Source organism: Bradyrhizobium glycinis (genome assembly GCF_016031655.1).
Classification (GTDB): Bacteria; Pseudomonadota; Alphaproteobacteria; order Rhizobiales; family Xanthobacteraceae; genus Bradyrhizobium; species Bradyrhizobium glycinis.
The window spans coordinates 46,362-69,796 of record NZ_JACCHQ010000018.1; the positions used below are offsets into that span (position 1 = coordinate 46,362).

General features: G+C 58.4%; 16 protein-coding genes and 7 pseudogenes. 6 read left to right on the top strand and 17 right to left on the bottom strand.

What is annotated here, in order from left to right:
* Positions 1-514 precede the first annotated feature (514 nt).
* The 4 genes and pseudogenes from HZZ16_RS23840 to HZZ16_RS23850 all read left to right on the top strand — a co-directional run.
* Positions 515-821 (top strand): annotated as a pseudogene (locus tag HZZ16_RS23840) (IS21 family transposase); the annotation flags it as partial.
* A 560-nt stretch (positions 822-1,381) separates the two neighbouring features.
* Entirely contained in the window at positions 1,382-2,836 is a 1,455-nt protein-coding gene (locus HZZ16_RS23845; RefSeq protein WP_197952413.1) for a hypothetical protein, read from the top strand.
* Between the two features lie 803 nt (positions 2,837-3,639).
* Positions 3,640-3,732: pseudogene (locus HZZ16_RS37415) on the top strand (IS5/IS1182 family transposase); the annotation flags it as partial.
* Positions 3,733-3,781: 49 nt separating this feature from the next.
* A complete protein-coding gene (locus HZZ16_RS23850) occupies positions 3,782-4,399 on the top strand; it encodes an IS5 family transposase (protein WP_311974237.1) in 618 nt (205 codons plus the stop codon).
* 50 nt (positions 4,400-4,449) lie between these two features.
* On the opposite strand, the gene noeE is transcribed toward HZZ16_RS23850, so the two are convergent.
* The 15 genes and pseudogenes from noeE to HZZ16_RS38370 form a co-directional block, all read right to left on the bottom strand.
* Positions 4,450-5,418, bottom strand: coding sequence for a nodulation protein NoeE (gene noeE, locus HZZ16_RS23855; RefSeq protein ID WP_197952297.1), 969 nt, complete (start codon positions 5,416-5,418; stop codon positions 4,450-4,452).
* Between the two features lie 400 nt (positions 5,419-5,818).
* Positions 5,819-6,115 carry a hypothetical protein gene (locus HZZ16_RS38355; protein WP_197952299.1) on the bottom strand — a complete coding sequence of 99 codons (297 nt, stop codon included), beginning with the start codon at positions 6,113-6,115 and terminating at the stop codon, positions 5,819-5,821.
* Positions 6,116-6,176: 61 nt separating this feature from the next.
* Positions 6,177-6,422, bottom strand: coding sequence for a hypothetical protein (locus tag HZZ16_RS38360; RefSeq protein ID WP_197952301.1), 246 nt, complete (start codon positions 6,420-6,422; stop codon positions 6,177-6,179).
* 530 nt (positions 6,423-6,952) lie between these two features.
* Positions 6,953-7,159 (bottom strand): hypothetical protein, encoded by a 207-nt coding sequence (locus HZZ16_RS23870; protein ID WP_197952304.1) that lies wholly within the window; start codon positions 7,157-7,159, stop codon positions 6,953-6,955.
* A gap of 1,217 nt (positions 7,160-8,376) precedes the next feature.
* Positions 8,377-10,596 (bottom strand): T3SS effector XopP-like protein, encoded by a 2,220-nt coding sequence (locus tag HZZ16_RS23875; RefSeq protein WP_197952306.1) that lies wholly within the window; start codon positions 10,594-10,596, stop codon positions 8,377-8,379.
* Positions 10,597-11,045: 449 nt separating this feature from the next.
* On the bottom strand, positions 11,046-11,399 hold the full coding sequence (locus HZZ16_RS23880; RefSeq protein ID WP_197952308.1) for a hypothetical protein: 354 nt from the start codon (positions 11,397-11,399) through the stop codon (positions 11,046-11,048).
* 265 nt (positions 11,400-11,664) lie between these two features.
* Complete coding sequence (locus HZZ16_RS23885; RefSeq protein WP_197952310.1) at positions 11,665-12,906, bottom strand: cytochrome P450; 1,242 nt, start codon at positions 12,904-12,906, stop codon at positions 11,665-11,667.
* A gap of 321 nt (positions 12,907-13,227) precedes the next feature.
* Positions 13,228-14,109 carry a pantoate--beta-alanine ligase gene (locus tag HZZ16_RS23890; RefSeq protein ID WP_197952312.1) on the bottom strand — a complete coding sequence of 294 codons (882 nt, stop codon included), beginning with the start codon at positions 14,107-14,109 and terminating at the stop codon, positions 13,228-13,230.
* A gap of 208 nt (positions 14,110-14,317) precedes the next feature.
* Positions 14,318-15,799 carry a pentapeptide repeat-containing protein gene (locus HZZ16_RS23895; RefSeq protein ID WP_197952315.1) on the bottom strand — a complete coding sequence of 494 codons (1,482 nt, stop codon included), beginning with the start codon at positions 15,797-15,799 and terminating at the stop codon, positions 14,318-14,320.
* 556 nt (positions 15,800-16,355) lie between these two features.
* On the bottom strand, positions 16,356-16,664 hold the full coding sequence (locus tag HZZ16_RS23900; RefSeq protein WP_197952317.1) for a hypothetical protein: 309 nt from the start codon (positions 16,662-16,664) through the stop codon (positions 16,356-16,358).
* A gap of 357 nt (positions 16,665-17,021) precedes the next feature.
* A pseudogene (locus HZZ16_RS23905) lies at positions 17,022-18,559 on the bottom strand (S10 family peptidase).
* Between the two features lie 1,005 nt (positions 18,560-19,564).
* Positions 19,565-19,879: a hypothetical protein gene (locus HZZ16_RS38365; RefSeq protein ID WP_376707586.1), complete on the bottom strand. Its 315-nt coding sequence runs from the start codon at positions 19,877-19,879 to the stop codon at positions 19,565-19,567.
* The gene (locus HZZ16_RS23910; protein WP_197952319.1) at positions 19,824-20,135 is read right to left on the bottom strand and encodes a type 1 periplasmic-binding domain-containing protein; all 312 of its coding nucleotides are present in this window, start codon (positions 20,133-20,135) and stop codon (positions 19,824-19,826) included. Before HZZ16_RS23910 ends, HZZ16_RS38365 begins: the two co-directional genes overlap by 56 nt.
* A 601-nt stretch (positions 20,136-20,736) precedes the next feature.
* Positions 20,737-21,375, bottom strand: a pseudogene (locus HZZ16_RS23915) (TrbI/VirB10 family protein); the annotation flags it as partial.
* A pseudogene (locus HZZ16_RS38370) lies at positions 21,369-21,599 on the bottom strand (TrbG/VirB9 family P-type conjugative transfer protein); the annotation flags it as partial. The pseudogenes HZZ16_RS38370 and HZZ16_RS23915, both read right to left, overlap by 7 nt.
* A 138-nt stretch (positions 21,600-21,737) precedes the next feature.
* Between HZZ16_RS38370 and HZZ16_RS23925 the strand changes: the two are divergent.
* Positions 21,738-21,947 carry an NAD-dependent epimerase/dehydratase family protein gene (locus HZZ16_RS23925; RefSeq protein WP_197952321.1) on the top strand — a complete coding sequence of 70 codons (210 nt, stop codon included), beginning with the start codon at positions 21,738-21,740 and terminating at the stop codon, positions 21,945-21,947.
* Here the strand turns inward: HZZ16_RS23925 and HZZ16_RS23930 are convergent.
* Together HZZ16_RS23930 and HZZ16_RS23935 are read right to left on the bottom strand one after the other, a co-directional pair.
* Positions 21,905-22,072 (bottom strand): annotated as a pseudogene (locus HZZ16_RS23930) (transposase); the annotation flags it as partial. The gene HZZ16_RS23925 and the pseudogene HZZ16_RS23930 overlap by 43 nt on opposite strands.
* A gap of 14 nt (positions 22,073-22,086) precedes the next feature.
* A pseudogene (locus tag HZZ16_RS23935) lies at positions 22,087-22,670 on the bottom strand (terpene synthase family protein); the annotation flags it as partial.
* 517 nt (positions 22,671-23,187) lie between these two features.
* Here HZZ16_RS23935 and HZZ16_RS23940 point away from each other — a divergent pair.
* Complete coding sequence (locus tag HZZ16_RS23940; RefSeq protein ID WP_197952323.1) at positions 23,188-23,331, top strand: hypothetical protein; 144 nt, start codon at positions 23,188-23,190, stop codon at positions 23,329-23,331.
* The last annotated feature ends 104 nt before the right edge of the window (positions 23,332-23,435 follow it).

A 23,435-nucleotide genomic window follows, 5' to 3' on the forward strand; every position in this document is an offset into this window, starting at 1 on the left:
CCGCCGATCGCTTCCTCAAGGCGCCGATCGCCGGATTCCAGTTGGCGCTACCTGTTCGGGGCCCGCCAATTTGTCGCAAACTCGCCGCTGCTCAGCAGGCGAATGTCTGGAGCCGCCCAAGAAATGCGGCGAGTTCTCTAAATTGCCGTTGCTGGCAAACGGCGCGATCAGATCAAGAGAAGATTGGGGCGAAAGAGACCACGCATTTTTATTGCACACGCTCTCATGAGCTTCGTTATGAGACGCTTCAGCTACCTGTGGACTAGCGCACTGATTGCCCTACCTAGATCATCAACCTAGAGAGGTATCCGGCAAACGGGATGCAGCGTGCGCGACCTGCCTGGTCGAAATGTTCTTGCCAGCGATCGCGCTCTAGGCAGGTGGAGGAATGGCCAGGCAATTTACCCAAGAGAAGTTCGAGCCCTTCCCGTTCGAGCAGACGAACGCTTGAAGAGCCGCGCCGTGTTGGGCGCTACGATCGGCAATATTCGAGGTGGCCTTGCTGAACGGCACCACGGTGATGGTGAAGGCCGTCCATCGCCGGCTCTGTCATAGCCGCATGCTGTTCGTGCGGGCTTCTCCGCGGGAGACGCAGGAGACGGTGTTCGACGCCCATGACCAGGCGTTCGCCCGTTCAAGGGCACCTGCAGTCGCGGCATCTACGACAATGTGAAGGCCGCGGTGGAGACGATCTTTGGCGGCAAAGATCGCTGCTACAATCGCCGCTTGCTGCAGATGTGTAGCCACTAGCTGGTCGAGCCGGGTGCCTGCACGCCGGCCCGGGCTGGAAGAAGGGACAGAACCAGGTTCGGCTGGTTCGGCTGGACGATCGCTGAGCGACCATCCGGCCCATCGCAAGGGTCCCGCTGCCGCCGATGGTGAGCGATGCAGGCGATCTTGGCAAAGCTGACAGCCGAGCGCGGCGGCCTAGCAGTTGCCCTCGTTCTCAGCCTCGACGGCAAGCGGCCAAATGGGTCGCTTCTCGTTTAATGAAATTGCGGCAGGTTCGTCAGCTTTTGGAAAGCCAGCCCGAATACAAGACCTTTGCAATTAGCGCCGCGTGGTAGGACAGCGCTTGACCAGGACGGAGAAAGCGCATCGTCACGTCGCTACTAACTTCAATTGCAGCGCGGGCGCGGTAGGACGGTAGGACAGCGTCGACTACGCAACAAACGGCGCCGAGTCGCGTCCGCGCTGCTTCCAGCCGCTGGACTGGTCGCCGGGAAGCTGGTGCCGTCGGAATCTGTCAGCCAATGACACGAGTGGCCACGATGGTGTTTTTCACGCTCGTCGGCCGGCTTGGGAGGTGGTGTGGCTCGTCAGCTTTTTGAAAGCTGGCCCTGGTAGTTGTGAACTTTTCGGGTGATCTGAGGAGGTGAGTGTGGACAAATCCAACATAACAGCTTGGTCGCAGGTGTCGCAGCCAATCGTGCAGGATGAGCGGACGGGACAGCCCGAGCAGATTGCGTCTTTCGAACAAGTAGTACGCCCGTTCCTCTCCGATGATCTCCGTGCGGAGTATCGCCATCTGTCTGATGAGGATCGGCGTTTGATCGAGAGTGCAATTCGTGCCGCGTTTGTGAGGGGAGAGGTGGACTTGGCATCCGGAGGCCGGTACGCCAACAATCTTGCCAGCTTCGCAAATAGTCTCGGATCTAAGGGTCTATCGATGGTTGGCCTTAATACCAACGAGCTGGAGGCTGAAAGAAAGGCCGGACACAATCGCGGCGCGTATTTACCTAAAGCATTGGATCACCTTCGTAAGTTTCGTGATCCCGATGCATCTGCAGAAGCAGGGAGCTCACGGAAGCCTCGGGGTCGGTCAAAGATCAAAAATTTTCCAAATGAGCAGCTTATGGGCGGCCCTCCACCAAAACGTCGGCGACTGCTGGATGACGAGCCCCCTCATTTGACGGTCTTGGTCGATCCAGGGGAGCTTCGCAGACCGGAAGAGCGGCTTCATGGGGAGCTTCAGCCACAGCGCCATGCTGAGCCCGGGCTGTTGGCGCTGGTTAGTCCAGATCACTTCATTTTCGATCCAGTGCAATTCCCTCCAGCTGAACTTCGGCAGGTGCTAGATGAGGAACCTGCCGGGGCGCCATTCTTCAATGTCGATCCAGAGCACTTCACGCTCGATCCAGTTCAACTCTCTCCAGGTCAGCTTCAGCGATTGCAGGATGATGAACCCACGCCTTTCGAACAGCAAGTGCGTTCGAGCTCACGGCAGCCTCAGAGTCAGCCCAACACCATAGACATTCGAAATGAGCAGTTCATTGATAGCCCTGCAGCAAGAATTTGGCGACTGCTGGATGATGAGCCGGCTCAGTTGGCGGTCTCGATCGATCCAGGGGAGCTTCGGGAACTGGAAGAGCGGCTTCGTGAGGAGCTTCACCCACAGCGCGGTGCCGAGCCCGGGCCGTTGGCGCTGATCGATCCAGAGCACCTCACCTTCGATGCAGTGCAATTCCCTCCAGCTGAGTTTCGGCAGTTGCTAGATGATGAACCCGCCGGGACTCCATTCTTCAATGTCGATCCAGAGCACTTCACGTTCGATCCAGTTCAATTGCCTCCAAGTGAGCATCGGCGATTACTGAATGATGAACCCGTGCCTAATGAAGCGGGTCCGCTGCCACCCTTGTCGTTTTATGCACCTCCGGGCTGGCAGCACGGGAACCAGTGGGCGCCGGAAGACCTCAAAGAAGGAATGCTCTTGCACAACGTGCTGCCAAGCGTGTTCGAGCCAGAGAAAACTCTAACTCTCCGGGGCGTGAACTACACGGCCACTATTGGACCGCCAGGCCTGGAGCATGAGATTTTTCTCCGCAGGACAATTTGAACAGTTTTGCCTGGCATAGCCTGCTGTCCTTCTCCGGAGAGAACTTGGCGGCCCCGGGGTAACCCAAGCCTGGGGAGCGAGGTGGTCAGCTTTGCTGATGCAAAGGCTGGTGAAAGCAGGCCCGGCGCGCCGTCTCGTCGAGCAGGCTGTCAAGCTGGTCGCGGATGCGGGAAGCTGCAATCGCGCCAGCATGGCGTCGAGCCGATCGATCGGTGCTTCGGTTATCTTCTTTGCGTGGACCGTCAGAAGCTCCCTGCAATAGCTGCTTCGTATTCGGTAAGAGGACCCAACAAGGGATGGGGGTGGAGACGACCGCGGCTGCGTCGCTGCCGTAGTCGCCGGTCCGCAGACCGTGCGAATTGCGCCGGCAGCATCGATCGCCTTGCCCTTGTTGCTGCCGACCTCTGAGCAGTTGGCTGACCGCGCGAAGCCTCACCTTTCGAGGACGACAGAACGTCAGTTTTCCGAGTTGAAATTGCTCAAGTCATCCGGCATTGATCCGCGCCTGCAGCTCGCGTTGGCCAATTACCAGACCGGTAAGGTCGGCCCGACCCTCGCTTCAACCGCTGGAGACGAGATGCGGTCGTTGTCCGCCACCATCATAGACCACGGACTTCACCGGTCCCCTTGGGAATTTGGGCGATCGCGGGAGAAGTCCGCCGATCCATGGGAGTCGATGCCGGACGTTGATCCGGGAGATAGGATAGGCAAGACACCCTCTGGCGACTAGGTCGTGTACTCAAATTCGTCTAGCGGATCAGGGCGGACCATGATTCAAGCTACCAAACATCGGGGCTGTGATCATGCGCTACGACCTGACGGATTTCGAGTGGAGTGTTATCGAACCCCTTCTCCCGAAGGACCGTCGAGGTCGCAAGCCAGGCAACAACCGCCGCGTTCTCAACGGCATCTTCTGGGCCCTGCGCGCGGGAGCGCCGTGGCGCGATCTGCCAGCGATACGGGCCTTATACGACTGCTTACAATCGCTTCAACCGCTGGCGCAAAGCCGGCATCTGGGACAGGCTGATGGATGCGTTCGTCAAGGCACACGATGGCAAGGTGCAGATGATCGACAGTTCGGTCGTGCGGGTCCATCAGCATGCTTCCGGGGTGAAAAAGAGTGGAGATCGTTGTGTGGGGCGAAGCCGAGGCGGCCTCACCACCAAAATCCACGCGCGCGTCGACGCGAAAGGCCGCCCGGTCCGCCTCATGATCACCCCCGGCGAGGCCCACGACGTGACGTGCGCCGAGGCCCCTGCTCGACGAACTCGATGCGCGCGCCATCGTCATCGCCGACAAAGGCTACGATGCCGATGGGGTTCGTGCCCACATCCGCGATCAAGGTGCGATCCCCAACATCCCCACCAAATCCAACCGGAAGAAGAGGTTCCGGTGGAAAAAGCCATCTATCGCGAGCGCAACCACGTGGAGCGCTTCTTCAACAAACTGAAGCAGTTTCGACGCATCGCCACCCGCTACGACAAGCTCGGCGCGACGTTCTTCGCTTTCGTTCAACTCGCTTCCGTCCGAATTTGGCTCCGATCAATTGAGTCCACACCCTAGTTGGCTAATGACGCTCCTTAGCTCTCGGGCGCGGGCACATCAGATACTGCTCATGGCTCGCCCCTGAGTGATTCCCACCAGGTTCGAAATGCCTGACGGTAGGCGCCAGTTACTGCTTGCCCCCTGTCGACAACTCCGAGTTGCTGTGCGTACCGAAATTCCTCCTCATAACCAAGGTCTATCAGGAGCTCGACGCCGACTCCATCCGTTACTGCTTGCATCTCCTCGACACTGAGTTCAGTTTGCCAGGCCTGAACAGATCGGCTATCAATCTCCGTTCTCTGCAGGATCTTGTGGTCCCCGAAGCTACTGGACTTGAGATAGTCCGTTTGCATTAGCGTTGTAGAGGCGAGGGCCACAGGATCATGGCCCAGTCCGGCGATGATGCGGCGTATCTCTTGGTCGGGATGCGCGACCAGAATTTCGTATTTCACTACTTGCGTTTGCTTGCGCCCTCGGTGCGCGGCCAGCTTAGGTAGGCCCAGCACGACGTCGGCGAGAGATGATGCGATCGCCGGCGGCAGACCAAACACGAGATTGGCGAGAGAGGATGGGCTGGTCAGATCGGCATTGTCCGAAACGAGCGGTATGCGCCAGGTCGATTTCAGTGATGCGGCGATAGCGTATGGATTCCGGATAAGAAGGATATGCGGTGCTTCTGGGTAGAGCGACTCCAAGAACTCGAGCACCGTCCAATACCGCGGCGTCTTGTCGATCAGCGTGCGCTTTCCCGTAAGCGCCAAATATTGGCTGTAGGCCGCATCGGCAAAGGCGCGGCTGACGATAGTACGATCTATTCGCTCCAAGAACTCGGTGGTCCCAGCCAGAACCAGGGAGGCCCCAACCGGGTGTTTGCGATCGACTCGGCCGAATGCTTCAAGCGCCAGCATTATCCAGGGCTCAGGCGGCGCGGCAATTTCCGGGTGCTGCTGGAGCAAATGCGCCAGCAGCGTCGTCCCCGACCGCGGAAGGCCAACAAGAAAACAGAGCTCAGGCGAATATTTTAGGTCGAGGCTCATGATTGCCCCCTCCGTATGCCTGGACAAGGCGACTGCTCACGTACCGTAAAAGACGGCGGCTGCCGTTCTGTTGCACATGAGGTCGTCAGCCTTGAGAAGGACTTCGCTTGCATATTCCGCACACTATCGGTCCTTGGCGCGACGGGTTTGGCTGGAAGACAGAAGCATCTGGTTACGCCATCGGAGCTGCTGATTGATCGCGCGGATTGGTCTCACGTTCAATTATACGTAACTCGCGCTCGATAAATAAAGTGTTGGAGCAGCTATACAAACGTTTATCCTAGCAAGATATACTTGCTTCACGCCCCGTGTGCCGGCCATAGCTGTTCGCCGGCCGATCCCCTGAAGGTCATCGGCATCCATGAACGTGCCTGGCGGCACAATCACCGATAAGCCAGCATCATCTGCAACCTGGAAAGGCACCGGGCCTTGCCATCTCGTCGCCGGCCAGCGTGATTCCGCTCGTGACGTCCTTTTCTGTCGCCTGACCCGCAACCAACTCACGGCTCCGCGCTTCGAAATTCTTCCGCCTCACCGGGCCAACCTTCAGCCCAAAGCCGCGCAAAATCCGGCGGATACTAAATTCCACATCGATCAGCCGCCCGAGAAGCTGTTTGCGTGCGATCAGAAGAGCTCGGATCTCTTGCGCATCCACCGACTTTGCGTGTACCGGCCGGAACCATCCCATCCGGATCAACTGGACAATCCCGCGCCCATCCTTGCGATCCGTCTGGACGTCATCGCGGCTAATGCGGACTTTACATGTCGCGCTTCCAGCAGAACCGTTTCGAACTCTGCTCTTTTTGCGCCGCATGCAGCCATTGCGACAGCGGCCCAGCCTCCAGCCCGATCCGCTTCACTGCAAAGCCAAGCGCCTCAAAAAATTCAACCAAGGCATCGTGTTCGCTTGCGACCTTCGCCTCCTTCAGGACCTTGCCCTGGGCGTCCACAACGCGCACGCTCAACAATTCCAATGACACGTCGATTCCGGCATAGTTCTCCACCGCTCTCCTCCATCTCCAGATGCCGACTCAGGTCTTGACCCGGGCAGCCACCATCATGACCCCTTGCTCGGAGCAGGCCCATTAAGCCATCTAGCTAAGCGGCCGAGGCGGTTTGGAGAATCCGGTGAGGCTCGCGATGCCATCGCGCGGTCGCAGCGCCGAACAGTTGACGCACCACAAGATGTAGCTGGAATCTCCTGGTGCATTGTCGCGCCGGCAATAGGACATGGTATACGCTAAAACCGAACCCCCACTGCTCAGTCAACTTTATGAGCTTGTCACCAGCGGCTTTGGCGCTGATTGTCTTCCCGGTGCTCTCCCGACCAAGGTCACCAATCATTGGGAAAGCGTAAGCAGTGCTCGTGTGACTGGTCTCACCGCCCTGCTCTCGCGAAATTGCCGCTTACGAAAATATCAAAGATGGCGCGTCTTGCATCGTCTGCAGGGCAAGAGGACGCGACCGCTCTCCTCACGAGCGGTCGGTGTACGAGGCCTCTACACTCACTCTCCTCTTGGTCTGCTTTCCGATGTCAGGGCTTCACGCACGCAGGGTCGGTCAAGCAAAAGAAGAGATCGCAGATACCCTCCAACGGGTCCTCCTCGCATTCAGGATATGATGTATCGGCTACCTGCACCTTAGCGTCGACCGGTTGCGCAGTAACCTTGGCGACAAAAGTCGGCAGCGCCGTCATTGCAAGCGCGACGACGCTCGCGGCCACAAACAGGAATTTTTTCATTCGAGTCTCCCTTATATAGGCCCAGCCTCCTCTGAGGTGCTATAAGACGACCTCGCGAAGGTAAAATCGATATTCTTGATTGGCTCTATCTACCGAATGGATAGATTTGGACCTTACCACCGGCTTGATTGAGGGGCGACGAGCCTGCGCAGCCGTTTGTGGTCCGCGAATCTCTCGGAGCAGTCGCATACGCTTGTACCCGGACTTCGCTTGCGGGCTGGAGCCGCCGTTCATCGCACGCGTTCGAAACCCTAAGTGCCTTCCAGCTGCTGCACCACCTGCCGAGGAGATGGACAAGCGAGTTCTTGATGGGCGAGAAAGACTACGGCGTCTTTGCTCGGCTGAGCTCCACCCACACCGCAAAGTTTCGACGGCACCGAGTAAGGCGACAGTGCACGAGCAGGGGGAAAAGGCTTTGCGGACGACCTGGCGACGTGCTGGTAACCTTGGACGACGGTGCTGCGGCGCATTGCGCCCGAAGACCATGCAGAAATGGAGTAGCGGCTTGTCGATGCGCCCCCCGCAAGGAGCTTCAAACTCGCCCGCGTCGGGACCGAGCTTATCGGAGTGCGGAGGGCATCGCCTACCACTCCGGCGATACCCTGTTGGTCGTTCGGGGATGCTGAAAGGACGCAGAGACATGACTGATTACACCCCATTCTCTTTGAGAGAACCACCTCCGATGTGAGCCGGCTTGAGGGGATGAGCGAAGGAGACAAGCGCACCTGCAGCGGCCCATGGAGGCGGTAGGTGGGTCGGTCGTAGCCTTACAGGCAGCATCGTTGCGCAACGCGAATTTGATTCATTAAAGCAGCCCCGGATGCTCAGCTCTCGTGCATCCCGACCGACCGCAAGCGGCTCAAGCTCCGCCAAGGGTTGCGCAGCAGTTTGCAGCGGGCAGACGAGCGAAAGCGCTGTTACGTCTGACGGATCGTCGGCCTCATCAGGCGCATCTTTGTCCGCCCGCCGCATTCAGTGGCCTACCCGCTCGCCGGAGCGCCGATTTTCGCGACGCCTGGTAACGGCAGCTTGCTTGTCCGGGGTCGACAATTGTCAAGATCGCCAGCTGACAAGTCGCGCGTGGTGTGTGTTTTCCTGCCCAGGCTCCATACTTTCGGGAGATGGAGCTTGGGGCACGGTGCTGCTCAGGTCCCCCCGAGGCGATGCGGAAACATGAAAGCTGCCCCTGAAGGGTACACTGCCGCAAGACCAGCAGTTTACCGGAATCCCAGTCGAGCCATCTGCGCCGACGCGTGCTCCGGGTCGGGAAGGGGGTGCCACGGATGGCTGCCAGCGGCGCTGCTCAACAAGGACCTACAGAACGCAGGAGTGAGCTTGCCGCGGTGGATCACCACGTTCTCGTACCCATCGGCGGCTCGAGCGCTCTGCCAGTGCTGATTGTAGCCGCGCTGTTCGTCGGACTTCACGTGGCAAGCAGCGAATTCGCGATCGCCCAGCGTTGCCAATTGCCAGGCATGTACCGGCCGCTTGGTATGGATGTGCACCCACACCGGATTCGGCATCTTACCATTGCTCAGCGGCTTGGGTTGAAGCCTGATCTCGAACAGCGTCCCCGGCTCGCCCTTCAGAGCGCGTGGTGGATCTGCAGGCGGCAATTCCCCGGCCCCCCGCAAATATTCAAGGTAATTCTGCGACGGGAAGGCGTAGGTCTTCATGCAATTCATCGTGATCGCTGCCTTCTGTGCGTCCAAATAATTTGCCTGTCCCTGCACCTCGGACCACATCGCCTTGAGCCGGGATATTTTTTCGTGCACTTCGGGCACCTGCGCAGGCGTAAGCAGGCCGCGTCGGCGAGGCTCCTCCAGGGCCGCTACGCAGGCCCCGATCTCGGTAGCTTGCGTTTGCAGGCGCTCGACGACAAGACCGACGACGTGGTCCGCGTCCTCGGGCTTCATCTGGCGCGCTTGCGAGACGGCGCTTTGCTGCGCCGGCAGATTGAACTGCAGTAGCTCGTCCAACCGATTGAGCAATCCGCTCAGCGCTTTCCTGGATGGCGGAGCCTGCCACATCTCCAGGTGGTCGTCCGCTGATGATTCCTGTGCGCGTGCCGCCTCCGCAGCGGTCGCAAGCTTCTTGGTGCCGAGGTCCGACAGGACGATGACCTTACCTGTCCGAGCCGAGGCAGCGTCGGGCCTGGCAAGCTGTGGGTCGCGCTCCGCGGCCGCCGAACTCCCCTCGCCTGCCGCCGGCGCGCGCTTGCTTTTTCCCTTCCTGCGCGTGGCCTGGCCCTCAGCGACTACACCGGCATTTTCTGGTATCGAGCTGGCCAGCGGTTCAATCACGGTCGACATCTTTGGCTGCACAGCCAAAAGCCGTGTTACTTCGTTTGCAGTGACCCAGGCACCCTCTACGATCTGGTCCAACAGATCCAATGGGACGTCGGCCCCCATTCCGTCATCCCTTAGCCTGGCAACGATGCCGTGCACTCCTGACGCAAATTCCGAAAGCCGCTCCATGACACCTTCCAGAACCGTGCAGTGCTCTGCGTCGAGCGCCGCTCCGTCGCTGTACAGAACGGCTTCGACCGTCGACAGGAATGCCGGAAAAAGATCCTCGACGAAGGTCCCGAGCAAACGCACCCGCCCGTCCTCACCGATGAGAGCGTCATTCAAATCTGGTTCGAACGTGCTCGCCTGCGATTCGATCAGGAGCTGCGCGAGAGCGATCCGCGATTGCAGATACATGCAGTTCGTAAAAAGTGTCCAGCCGGTATGCAGGCGCAGCAACTCGGGCGTGGTACCCGGCAAGTTTGCGGTGGCCGCGCAGACGGACTGCATCCGTTCCGAGCGTAATACCTTCTTTCCCCACCATTCCATGCAGGCCGTGTAGCGCTGCGCCACCGTCGATACCGCTCGGCTCAGCTGGGCGGGCGAAGCGTTGGCTCCGCGCAGCTGCTCGAGCACTGTTGCCGCTTTCTTTCTGCTCGCTTCCAGCTCTTGGACAATCAAGGTGGCCACGGCGTTGCATTGATCCCCCGCAGCTAGAGTCTCTTGGCGAACTCGGCGAGCTTGATCGTCGGGAAGAAGCCTGCGTGCCACGTCTGGGGGGAGGCTTGCATAATAGTCCAGAACTTCCGCCCCCGTCTTGACGACTTGATCAATCAGGTCCTGCGCCTGCGACCGGTTCAGGGGCTGGGCCGCCTCATTTTTAGAAGCATCAAAGGTTTGGAGCAGGCTGCGCATTTGTCGCTTGGCCGCCTTGATCTCGTCTTTCGTTGGGACTGCCACATCCGAAGCTGGTGGGTCGCCAACGAGCGGCGCTATTCTATCTCCAGACCCGGAGCGCATCCGCTCTACGGCCGATTCGAAAGATTGCCTGGCTTCACCGGAGACTGGCCCAGGCTCCCCGCCCGGTCCCCAGCTTTCCGTTTCTGCAGGCTCAACGTTCGAGGTGCCAGCTCGGCCAATGCCCGCCATATTCAACCTCCAATCAAGTCGAGAATGCGTAGCCTGTCTGACTAGACAGCTTGGCTGACGACTAGCTGACCAAGGAGCGTTCATCCGGATGCACACGAAAGAAGGCGCCGTCTTTTGTGTATCCCGTGGCTCTGTGCACGTGGCCCGGGCGGCCGTTCCAAACGCTGGAGAGCAGCCGGCAGTCCGCTCGCCTCCTAACGCTCAATTGTGGTCAGGCAGAAATGGCGAGCGGATCGATTGGCACACCCACGGCCGCTGGACTCGTCGGCTATCCGGTCCGGAGACTTCGACCGAAGAGCATCCAGCCGCCATACACCCATCGTGACGAGACGCCGGACGCGGATCAGCAACGACATATAGCCATCCAATCGCGCAGAATCGAGTTGCTTAAGTCCTCTTCCAACTACACTTCGCCGAGCCGCGCCCCTCCAGGCCCGGTCAGATCACCTTCATAGAAATATGGCAGCGAGCGTACCAAGCGCGCCAAGCATCAGCCCGATCAGCGAACCGGCTGTCGGCACGTCTCTAAAGAGCAGGAGGACGAGTATCGGTTCCACTACCAGAATAGCTCCCACCGATATCGCGACGACGATCCAGATATTCTTCAGATGCATGTAGCCCAGTGCGTATCCGAAAATGAGGAGGATGCCACCGAAGGATATCAGGAGAACCATCGGCAACAGCATTGCCGGATCACCGCCGGCCTTTCCTAGTTGCCTTGAGGCAAGCAACTCGGCCAATATCGAAAGCGCTTCGCCAAGGAAAATCGCTGCCAACGCTACAATCTTCAATACCAAGTTCATCGGCCTCTACAGTTTGCGGCTATCTAAGCGGGGCATCGGAGTTACCATTGCGGTTAACTTTTCCGCCTGTCAGGCGCTTGCAAGCGGTCGACGAGCTATTGCTCCTCACGGTCAGTTCAACGTCTGCCTGATTGATCACTAGATCCCGACCAGCAGCAATTATTTCGCGTCGACCAAACCATCTTCGCTGCTTGCAGAAGCGAAGATGATTAAGGACGCGCCCAATCCCAGCGCGTGCCGGCTGCCACACCGCAGCGATCCGGACCTAGGCTGCAATCCGCACGGGAAGAGCGGAATAGCCATGCACGAAGTTGGACGCAATTCGCTCAGGTTCGCCGACAACTTCGACCTCCAGCCCCGAGTCCAAAATCTCTTGCCAGAGGACTCTCAATTGCAATTCCGCTAGATGTCGGCCAAGACAGCGGTGGATTCCGAATCCGAACGAGAGATGCTGTCGCACATTCTTGCGGTCGATGACGAAACTGTTGGCGTTCTCAATGATCTCTTCGTCCCGATTGCCAGATATGTACCACATAACGACCTTGTCGCCCTTTTTGATCTCTTTCCCGCCTACGATGCAATCGGTCGCGGCGGTGCGGCGCATATGCGCGATTGGTGTCTGGTATCGAATAATCTCGGACACTGCGCTTGAGACCAGCCTGGGATTCTCTGTCAGTTTTCGCAGTTCGGAGGGGTACTGACTCATGAACAGGAGGCCGCCGGTAATCGAGTTTCGCGTGGTGTCATTTCCCCCAACGATCAGCAGAATCAGATTGCCGAGAAACTCACTCGGCTTCATTTGGCGGGTGGCGGGCGAGTGCGCCATCAAGGAAATCAGGTCGAGGCGCGGCTCGGTATTGATGCGCTCTTTCCAAAGCCGGGTGAAATAGTCCAGGCACTCGGACAAGATTGTGCTTCGCTTGTCCCAGCTGTCGATTGCATGGCCAGCCTTCGGAGTTGCAACAGCTACATCCGACCAATAGGACAGGAGTCGCCGATCCTCAAATGGAACGTCGAACAGTGTAGCGAGCGTTTGCGTCGTCAGCTCTATGGAAACCATGTCCACCCAATTGAAAGCATCATTGCGTGGCAAGCCGTCCAGGATCGCCCTGACCCGAGAGCGGATCAAGCTTTCCAGTTTCGTCAGGCTTTCCGGTCCGACTATCGGACTCACGGTATTGCGCTGCTCGGCGTGCTGGGGAGGTCCCATCTTGATGAAACTCGGGGTCCTGTGCTCGGTAGGCACGTCGGCTATCGTGACACCCTGCTCCGACGAGAATCCGTTGTGATTAGTATCTACTGCCACAATATCCCTGTACTTCGTGACGGACCAGTATGGGCCATAGGCGCTGTCTTGGCAGTAATGAACGGGATCTTCTCTTCGCAATCGCTCGAAGCAACCCCATACACTGTCGTCTTGAAAGCGCTTGGCCTCGCTTACATCCAGATTGCTCAGGGGGATAAGACACGCGTCGTCAGCTCTATTATCTTCCAATCGCCTTTTCATAATCGTCTCCGCAGACTTCTGCTCTCGAGAGCTTACGGATCCAAAGGTCGCGGTTCACCGTTTCGAGCTGCCGCGGCGTTTGGCTGCGACGAGCCGCTCGAGCAGACTATCTCAAAGTGCGGCTAGCCGACCCTACCGTATTGGGCAGGCCGGTTCGGATTGACTTTTCAAGTCGATCTACTCAGTGGATCGTGAGAGCTTCACCGCTGGTGCGACGATCGGGGCAGTGCAAAGTCGAATGCACAATCAAAAGGTAGAGGCTGCGTCATCCGCCGCCGGAGTGGCAACTTTGTCAAGATCACGATATGCATAATCCTCTGACTACGACTCTTCAGGCAAATCAATCCAGATATCCGGAGGACCACTCAGGAGTGTATCCTGATCCGGAATGTAGATATTATCGAAGACCCTAAGGCCATGAGCCGTCGCTGCTGCAACAATTATGAAAGGGAGCTTGACCTGCTCCAAGTCTTCGAAGGTATCAGCGTCAACAATCCGGACGAAATCGAGTTTAAACTTTCTGAACCTTATTTGAGATGTAGCCGCGGCTACCAGATCCTTGACGCTCGACGCTCCTTGGGCGATCTCTTTCCTCGAATGGTTGAGTGCCGTGAAGAGACGCGACAGCTCATCGAGCTCGGAGCGACTAAATCGCCTCAAGCGCGACGAGATTGGCACCCCGTTCTTGTATCTCACGGTCGGCACAAACCGTATCTCGCAATCGAGAAGGAGGTCTGCGACCGCGCGCTTCACCAGAATCGCCTGACCGATATCCTTGAGGCCGAAGTAGCTGCGAGTTGGTCGCGCATAACAGATCCAGCGGATTGCCCCTGTAACGGCTTCCTTCAAGTACGCCTCAGGTCCATCTAAACGCAGATGATAGTTGCCTTGCGATACGAACGTTCGATAACCAGGCGGGAACATTTCGCTGTCGTTCGAGGAAATCACGGCAGTTGCTCCCGCACGCAGGGCGAATCCAATATCAGCGTCCAAATCGAAATCGTAGCTCCCACCTGGTCTAAGTTGGGTCTTGTTCGGGTAGACTGTGACAATTGCGACGTCATTCTCACATGCCGCACGTCTGATCAGTTCTGCATGCCCAAGATGCAGGGCGCCGAGGGTGTGTACCGTCCCAATCGTCTGCCCTGTTCTCGCCACCTCCCGGATGAACGCTTTGCCTGCAGAAAGACATCCCAGATGCATTTTTCTTACTCCAATTTTTTTGGACGCTAAAAGGCTCGTCTGATCGCATCGGTTGGATCGCAAAAGGTCGGCCCTGGGTGGCGGATTGGCAGCGCTTGCCCACGAGCCCCAAAGAGCTTTAGCGCCCGCTTACAGCTCGGACACCGCACCCACCTGCTCCAAGCTCTCGGGCATTGTAGTCCCTTCCATTTTGCAGTTTCCAAAGCAATCAGGTTGACCCTTCTCGACCACTTCTGACCAACGATGAGAGTTCAGCCAGGTAGCTTGATGGCTCGCACTGCTGATCACCCTTCAAAGCGGCCTGCAGTCCCGGACATCGGTCGGCAAAAAACGGTGGTTCGAATGTCGTTATCCTAGCGCCTGAAAAGTCGACTTTTACGAAGCTGGCCTGGAACGGCGATATCCCGCGCAGGTTCGCGTCGCGCAAGGACGACTGGTTCATGCGAACGTATGCGACGCGCGTTGCCTCCAGGTTGCTGTCAGTCATTCCTGCTGCCAGATATGCCTGCACTAGATTGGATCCTTCGAGATTTGCGTGGTCCAGCGCCATTGATTTCGGGGGATCACCCGTCATCATCGACCTGTAGAGGTAAGCCTGTGATAAGTCTGCAGATTCAAGGTCGCAGTCGCGCACAAAGGCACAGCGGCCGCGAAAACCTGTGAGTTTGCTGGCTCGCATTGTGCTCTCTGTTATGCAAATGCTTTCGCCCGAAGCCCGAGACAGGTCCACTCCATCGAGCTGACAGGAGTGAATAGAAGCACGATTCAACACAGCACCGACCAGATTTGCGTCGGATAAGCTTACGGACAGAAATCGCGCCTCGGTCAAGTCTGCCTGCTCGAGCTCCGCACCTGAAAGGTTTGACTGGTGAACATCAGCGAATGGAGCGCTCAGGGCTCTCGCCGTAATGCGGCCGCTCACCTTGGAGAGTCTCAGATAGGGAAGATAAGCGCCTTCCAGGACCAGACCGTCGACCGAGGTGGGGCGCACGATCGACAAACAGTCCCCTTTCGACTGAAAGAATGAGCAAGCCGCAAGATGCGCCTTCGTGATCGTGACCTGACTCAGCTTTGCAAAGCGGAAAGAAGCGGAAGAAAGGAAGCATTCATTGATGGTCGAACCCTGCAGTTCCGCGCCGTCAAATACAGCATCACTCGCGTCGCACTGGTAAAGGAGGAGCCCGCTCAGCATCGCGTTGTCAAAGCGTGCCCTTCTCATGCTGCAACCGTGAAACAGACTTCCGGTTGCATCAATTACACCGCGAAGACTGGCATCCTCGAAATTGCAAACCTGCGCTGCAACTGCGTGCATATACGCATAATCGAGCTTGGCTCCACGGAAACTTACCCTCTCTAGCCCCGGACAGATAAGATTTGCCCCAGATAGGTCTGCCCGATCCAACTTTGCGCCGTGCAGCTGCGCACGATTGAGGGTACATCGTCGCAGCGGGAAATCTGACAGGTCAAGACCGTTGAAGTTCTCGGAGGAAAGCTGCAAACCAATGCCAGTCTTTCTGATCGCCTCTTGGGTCCGCCTTTCGACAGCGGCCGCCGCGCGCAGCCGATCGGCAGCTCGGCTCCAGTACCGAACAAACTCGCCATCTGATGAAAAGCTGTTTTTCGAATCTGACCAGTGCTCTGCCCGTTCATTCGCGGTGCACTTGCTTTCAGGACCGATCGTTTGCGACATCTGGATGATTCCGTATTGCCCGGATTATGAACGGGCCTGTTATTGACCTCTTTTTGTGTGGCCTATGCGACGGGTTTCGAACTCGTCCGTGAAATGGCGACGCGATGCATCGAGGAGCCACCAATTGTGTCGGTTGCCTCCGCAGCTGACACGCTTGAGCAGGGCGACCGAATTCTAGTCATGGGCCCACACAGTACCGCTCGCTGCAATTCTCTATGAGCCCGGCAACGCCGAAGGCGCAACGGTCGTTTGGCAGTGCCGATATACCAGAAGGTGCGATTTGTCTCGTCGGCAAATTATACGCAAGTCCACATCGCTCTCCATGCTGAATGCGAACGCTCAAAGCCTTGCTTCTTTTTAGAACGCACCCACGGCTTGCGGGCGGAAAGGTGATCTTTCAAGAGATGCACTCAGCTCTTACCGGCGTTACTTGATGTCGATAGCAACGATCGTGCCATTCGTATCTGTCGCAGCTAAGGGCCGAATAGGCGTCAGGAAATCGAATTTGACGCCGAATGTTTTGAACCAGACAACGACAATCGTTGTGGGAGGCCGATCAGGCTAAAATCGGTGTACGGATGATGTTCGTGCGCAAAGGATCGACCGATCGGCGGCTCACCCGCAGCTTTACTCCAGCGCTACGGCGCGCCCGACACCAGATATAGGTTTGCTTCGGCCAGCATCGCGACAGCATCATCCAGAATAATTCTGCGCTCGGCACAGCTTTTACGAAATCAAGAGCTAAACCATGAAAGAGATCTGGCTCCGGTCTTCTCACCCGGTGGGCCGGCACAACTGGAGTTGACAAGGTTCTGAGCGGGTGGGCATCAGAACTGGTCGGCCAAATCAACTCGTACAGGATCATTGGTGACAATCTTAAGCGATAGTTCTGCTTGGTCGACGCTTCGATCCTCCACAGAGGTGGCTTCATTTTAAACCGCCCCTTTTTTAGTTAGATTTGTATTGCCATCGCGAGTATTCCAGACTGTCTCATTTGGCCATTCGGCGCGATCCGATCATCATTCCGGAGCCATCCTATAAATGCCATAGGTATCCACACCGCCATACTTGAAAACCTAAGATCGATCGAACGGACGGGAAGCAGCTCGGGCGACCACGGTACGGCCGAAGGAAGCCTCGCATCGATTGAAGCCGACCTCTGATTCATCAGCGTCTCAGTTGAAGCGATGCCGGCGCGCACCTAATCATGCTTGTGGTCCAGTTACTTCATCATCGCTTCGACCTCTGCACGAAAAGCTTGGCGCGAAGTGTCTCGTGAATAGAACATGTGGCCGCCCGGAAAGACTACAAGCTTGACGCGCGGCGCCGACGCAAATGGCGGTAATTGATCCAGCACAATCTGTGATCCGAAATAAGGCGTGACGAGGTCAAACAGGCCGTGCCCGACTAGCAACTTCATATTGCGGTCCGTTGCCAGAGTCTGGCGCAGCTCCGAAACTGACTCCGGCAAGCCGTGACCGAAGTCCCAACCCTGTAAAATTGTTGGGTTACGCAACTCATAGGACCCGTCCGGCCGCCAGTTTAGCTTGCGCGTAAGCAGATCGACAGTGGCGCTGGTCAGCGGCGCCAACAGCGGATCGCCCGAGGGATCGCCGGAAGCGTGTAAATCGGATTCCGGATATGGATTGAGGCCACGCGCCGAGGCGTCATAATTACCGATTAAGTTACCGCTCTTACGCTCGAATTCGCGGCGGAATTCGTCAAGTCCGAAGCGGCCCGCGAGCCTACGACTTACGGCATTGTCGATGCCCGTCAGCGCGGCAGCCTTGTCGGCGAGACGCATGGTCGCTTCCTTATCCGCCGGGCCTTTGATGAGATCGACCAGAAACTCGCTCCGTGCATAAGCTTCCACGCCGATGAGATCGGCACGCTTCACCGGACCCTCGGCTTCACGCACCGTCGCGACATAGCTTGGCAATCTTGCGACGTATTGCAGCAGGCTCGTGCTGGCATACTGGCTGTAGTCGAACAGAGGGGAGACCATAATCAGGCCGGAGACGCCTATACCCTGGCGCATCTGCAACTCCCGGACAAGTTTCGGCCCGCGAATGCCGCCATAGCTTTCACCGGCGATATATTTCGGCGACAACAGCCGGTCGTGTTTTCGAGCCAGCGGCGGATCACCAGCGCCAGCGCGTTGACGTCGCCATCAACGGAATAGAGCCGCTTGCGCGCATCATCGCCGGTCCCCACGAACCGGCTATAGCCAGTGCCTACAGGATCGAGAAAAACCAGGTCGGTGAAATCGAGCCAAGTTTCTCCGTTTGGCCTCACCTCCGGAAATGTCGATGGCGTGACCTTGTCCGCGTTGATTGGCAGTCGCCATGGCCCGGCATTGCCTAGCTGCAGCCAAGCCGATGATGAGCCCGGTCCGCCGTTGAAGAAGAATGTCACGGGGCGCGTACCGCGATCGGTGCCGTCGAGCTGATAGGAGGTATAGGCGATGTCCGCCTGCGCCTCGCCCTTGTCGTCGAACAGACGGATGGAGCCGGCGATCGCGACGAAAGAAAGCATCCGCCCAGGGAGCTCAAGCGTGTGCCTGGTGCTGGAGTCCGGCGGCAGGCGCTGCTGCTCGGCCGGCGACGGCATATTCGGCGTTTGGCAGGCGCCCCCTTTCTGCCCGGCCGGCGTCGTGACCTCGGCAGGCCCCGGCGGATCACCAGCTCGCGCGCTCCCCATTACCCCGCAGGCACCCAGGATCAGCGCAGGAGAGGCGCGGCTCAGCGCGGTCGCATGCATGAATTTCCCCTTTCCGGGCGCGCACTTTGCTGCAGGCACCCATCTATCAATAGCGGCTCTACCCACGAACTCATGACGCACTAGCTCATGCCGGGTGGCAAACGAACCTGCTCGATCTAGTAGTAGTCACCCTGGCCGAATGCCCTATCAATGACCATCAAGGTTGGCTGCATGAGCCGGCGCCTATTCGCTTTTCACCCGACCAGGTGGACCAGTTCGCTCCGGGCCGGCCGGACTGTCACGTAGGCCGTGCTCTCATAGGATCTCCGCGCTGCCGCCGCTATTGTCGTCATTCTGGTTAGCAACCCGAGCATAGGCTCAAACTGTAAGCCTGAACGACTGGTGATGGCCGACCCATAGTATGCCCGTAGCCGTATTTTATGCCTTTTGGAGGCTGAAAAGCGACCCCGAGGAACTGATGGAGGTGAAGCTGCTCATTGCATACTATCAACTCCGCGCAGTTCACTTTGGAGCACACCTGCATGAGGGCCGTCGCTAACTGGCCCATCGCTGCGAATTGGCAATTCGTCAAACTTTGAAAGATGGCCGCTTCGCGCGGGCCATTTTCGTATCAGATCGGATCAAATCAGTATTTGGCTGCGGGGACACGCAACACCCGATTTTTGCGATTGATGGAAGCGGCAATCCCACGTTTGGCCGCTTAGATCGACCTTGCACTCCGAACGCGAAGGCCACACGTTCCAATCGTGTCAGGGGCGCCAATTGCGTACAAAACCGCGAACGTTGGAGATCGCCCTTTGATCGCTAGCGATGGGCGGCCAAATTGATCGAGGCGTCCGGGATTTAGGGCTCCGCGCGACACCGCGTGCCCGACGGTCGAAGCGAACAGCAGCGTGATGTCAAAGGCAGTCCGCGCCGAAGGAAGCCAAGCGCGGCTACCTTAGACCCGCGGACAAAAAAAACGGGCGGCTCGCATTTCGGGCGGCCCAGTCAGGGAGGAGAGCTTTGGCGCAAGGACGCATCAACGCCGGTGACGAGTGATGCTCATATCTTCTTACGAAGGTGGATTTGGAGGATTTCGAGGACTGCAGCAACGACAAGGACAGTGCCCGAGATGATATTGGTAAACTCGGCACCGACGTTCATGAGAGCCAAGCCGTTCCGCAGTACCGTTAAGAACCAGACGCCGAGAAGAACGCGCCACATGCTTCCTCGCCCACCAGTGAACGGAACCCCACCGAGTAGTACAGCCGTAAGTACCGTAATCTCCACGCTGACGCCGAGCGTGCCGGACGGTGCGCTATCAATACGAGCGACGATAAGTACGGCGCCAATAGCCACCGCCAAGCCAGTCAGCACGTAGAGGGCGAGGATCGTCCGTTTGACACGGATAGCCGAGAAGATCCAGCCGGATCGCGGCTGTCGCCTTATAGTAGGTGCCCTTCTTGATATCCACGAGCGCTTGCTCCGAACCGTCCATTCCGCCGATATAGACTTCTGCTCGGTCGATGCCAGCATTTCGAAATGCCCTGGCTGCGCCGACGCCCGGATCATCGGTGCGACCTGCGATAAAAATTCTTAGATTGGGGTGTTCCCTTAGCGCATTCTCGGCCATTGCCAATTCGCATTCTTGATTGGCGCAATCCTGCGCCAGGACGACAGGTGCTCCGAGCTTCTTCAGCGCAGCTTTGGGTGTCTCCTACTGGCCGGCGAGCGAGGACTCGACCGAAAGCTCAGTCACTGCGGCGGAAACGCCGCCCTTCGGCAGATTTGCTTTTCGCCCACGCCGTGACATCATCGGCAATCAACTGGCCCGCTTTGTTAGTATCCCAGCCTACGGACCCATCCTGGCCTTTCAACGGCTTGGTGTACGTGAGCCGCTTGATGCCCTTCGACTGAGCTTCTCGCTGAGTTGTACGAACGCGGTCGGATCAACGGGACGAATGACGATGGCATCGGCTTTCTGAAGGATCCAATTCTCAACTGCCGCGCTGGGTCTTGAAGATTTAGGTTTGTTGTCGCGTCAATTTGAAGCTTTACGCAACCCAGTTCGTCGGCGCGCTTCTGGGCGTACTTGGCTATGCCTGAACGGCCTTCGCTTCGCTCACCGGATGGCTATGGTATAAGTCTTTTCGCACTCGCTGCCTTGACTTCGGACACGCCAAACAATGCTGCGAAAGCCACGGCCGAGGAGCACCCTCGAGATACCGGTCGTAAAGATATTTGCCGGACGGGCTGTCGTAGACCGCCTCGGTCACTTGGGCCGTGACTTGGCCAGGCAGATCGGAACGAATGCCCGTGAGGAGCGCTGACGGGATCACGGTGCCGGCCTGCACTACGTAAGGTGAGGCCTTGGCCTCTAACCGGTCCGGACTGACCGTACGTTTGTCGATTAAGCCTCGGCGGTTGCTGAGCAGTTTGAGCGAAGAGGCGGCTCACCAGCGCTGCCTCGATTTCCTGGGATCTGTGCTGGGTGTCCGGATCAGACGTTGCTGCCACCGTGTTCGGTGCAGCACCGGCGTTGAGGATGGGCTTGCCGAGATCGCCCGGCAGCGGCGGCCCGAGCAGCGGCGCTTGACGGGGCAGGCCGGTGTAGTCTTTCGGCAAGGCGGCGAGCCCGTCGGCCGAAGGCCTGTTCTGCGTGCTGAGCAACTCCTGGCCGGCGTGTTGCGTGTTGCCAGTCTGGAGAGCGTCGCCGAGCCCGCTTGGCGTCGAGGGGCCGCCGCCGCGCCGAGGCCGATCAGGACCCTACGCGAGAGCCGTGTGACGCGGGGCCGCTCGCCCCTGAGCCGAAGGTCCGGCGGCGCGACGGGCGGGATGTCGCGCTGATGTTCGTCTTCGCTCTCTATCACCATGAGCGCGGCCTTCCGTCGGTGCGGACAATGCGCACGCGCCGCTCGCTGTCCTTGTCGCCCAGACTCAATTCGGCGGCAGCGAACAGACGGTTGACGATGCAGTAGTTGCGGTTGACGCGGTAGTTCACGAGTTCAGAGCCGCCCGCCGGACCGACGACGAACAGCGGCGGCATCTCGGCCTGGACGATGCCGCTGGGAAACTCGATGTAGACCTTGTTTCCCTCGTGACGGCGCTCTGCGTTTGAGCTTGGATCGTGAGCCCATTGCACGCAGCGTTGAATTTCGTAGCGCACCCTTCCGGGCAGACGCTGGTTATATGACCGCCGATCGCAGCGATCGGCGGTCAACTCGGAGAACCGAAAGTGACAAAGAGCAACAAGCGCGTCGCCGTCACCGGCGGTCATGGCAAGATCGGCAAGACCTTGGTCCCATATCTACGCGAGCGGGGTTATAATGTGTTCACTATTGATCGCGACGGACCAGAGAGCCTTGAAGAGCCAATGATGGTGGCTGACCTTACGGACTTCGGTCAGGCACTTGACGCACTCTCGATGGTTCCCAGTGTCATGTAGCGTCCACGCTCGACGCCCCACCCGTCATTCTGCTCGAACAGGATTGCGCCGACCAGACGTGTGATGGCGTCCGCATTGGGAAAGATGCCGACCACTTCGGTCCGCCGCTTGATCTCGCCGTTGACGAAGCCGGCGCACGCTAGCCTGCCCCCGCAGCGTCGCTGCGGTAGCGGCTGGTCGAGGTCTGGTAGTACTGCGCGCGGATGGCCGCCATGGCCTCGATCAACGCTCCCCAGGGCGCGGGAAAGCGTTCTTTCGCCATCACCCGGTCCAGCACGCGCCTAAGGCCGGCCAGCTCGTCGTTGAGGAACTCCACCACAGGCATAGCCGGATAGCGCTGCAGCAGGAGAATCGCGCGTTGTAGGCCTCGCCGGCCGACCTGTCCTTGTCGCGTCCATGCAGGTCGTTCTGCAGGCGCCCTATCGCGGAGATGAGCCGCAGGACCTGGCGAAACGCCGGACGCGCGCGCCAGGTCGCCATGTCCAGCCCCCACAGCAACGACAGGCAACAGAGCACGTTCGCGTAGGTGATCGAATCGATGCCGTTGTGCAAGTACTCGGTGTAAGACCAGCGTTCCGCCCCCGCCGCTTGCGCGTGTCCGGCGCGCAGCGCTGCGCAGTAGCACCGGGTATCGTCGAGAAGCTGAGCATAGTCGCGACGATCGTAGGCGAGCGCGGCCAGCGAAGCGCGCAGCACAGCGCAGCCTTCGAATCCGGTATCAGCTCCTCCACTACCCCAATTTCGCGCCTGACAAACTCCATCGCGATCGTTCAGCGGCTGACGATGGAGAAGCCGAACCGCGTGAAGTCAGCTACTCTCGTCTCGTTCGAGAGCGCCGATGAATGCCTGGAAGCTCCGTACCTACCAGACGCGCGAGAGACCGTTGCGTCCGTCTCATGCCGAGACGTTGGATCGATATGTGGCCCGCCTTGAACAATATGTCCTGAGGCTGACAAGCGCGCCGCATTAGCAGGAACGCACGAGCTCTTTCGGTGTTTATGAAATGCGAAAGGCGACTCTAGCCAGCGGCGGTTACTTGACAGGTTGCGTCGGTTAATTGCGGAAAACTAGATATGGGGCGGGACGTGATAAGCGAACAATATCCCATTCGTATACTTGTCGGGCCTTCACCAGCGAAGCTATCTTCGCTCGCGGGGCGTGGACAAGCGGGGCGGAAGTCGGTCGAAGGATTGGCCCGCGAACGCGCATGTTGACCTTGAGGAAAGAGCAAATGTCGAGAATGACTGACCTGACAATGCGTACGGACGGCGCCACGGCCGAGCGGCTGAAGGCCTTCGAAGAGGAGGACGCAGAGCTGAAGAAGCTTCTGGCTGAGAAACTGCTCGAAGCAGCCGCCCTTCGCGAGCATCTTTCAAGGGAATGATCGGGCACGCGCGTTGCGTCGCGCCTCCGCAGACCGTCATCTCTCCGCCCTGTAAAGAGATCTCTTCAAGTGGCCAAATCGAAAGCGAAAGCAGCGGCTGTGGA

Bases quoted from the DNA above. Each gene is read 5' to 3' on its own strand.
- noeE (WP_197952297.1), bottom strand. From the start codon at position 5,418: ATGAGCCTCGACCTAAAATATTCGCCTGAGCTCTGTTTTCTTGTTGGC.
- HZZ16_RS23870 (WP_197952304.1), bottom strand. From the start codon at position 7,159: ATGAAAAAATTCCTGTTTGTGGCCGCGAGCGTCGTCGCGCTTGCAATG.
- HZZ16_RS23875 (WP_197952306.1), bottom strand. From the start codon at position 10,596: ATGGCGGGCATTGGCCGAGCTGGCACCTCGAACGTTGAGCCTGCAGAA.
- HZZ16_RS23880 (WP_197952308.1), bottom strand. From the start codon at position 11,399: ATGAACTTGGTATTGAAGATTGTAGCGTTGGCAGCGATTTTCCTTGGC.
- HZZ16_RS23885 (WP_197952310.1), bottom strand. From the start codon at position 12,906: ATGAAAAGGCGATTGGAAGATAATAGAGCTGACGACGCGTGTCTTATC.
- HZZ16_RS23890 (WP_197952312.1), bottom strand. From the start codon at position 14,109: ATGCATCTGGGATGTCTTTCTGCAGGCAAAGCGTTCATCCGGGAGGTG.
- HZZ16_RS23895 (WP_197952315.1), bottom strand. From the start codon at position 15,799: ATGTCGCAAACGATCGGTCCTGAAAGCAAGTGCACCGCGAATGAACGG.
- HZZ16_RS23900 (WP_197952317.1), bottom strand. From the start codon at position 16,664: ATGATCCTGTACGAGTTGATTTGGCCGACCAGTTCTGATGCCCACCCG.
- HZZ16_RS23910 (WP_197952319.1), bottom strand. From the start codon at position 20,135: ATGGCCGAGAATGCGCTAAGGGAACACCCCAATCTAAGAATTTTTATC.
- HZZ16_RS23940 (WP_197952323.1), top strand. From the start codon at position 23,188: ATGACTGACCTGACAATGCGTACGGACGGCGCCACGGCCGAGCGGCTG.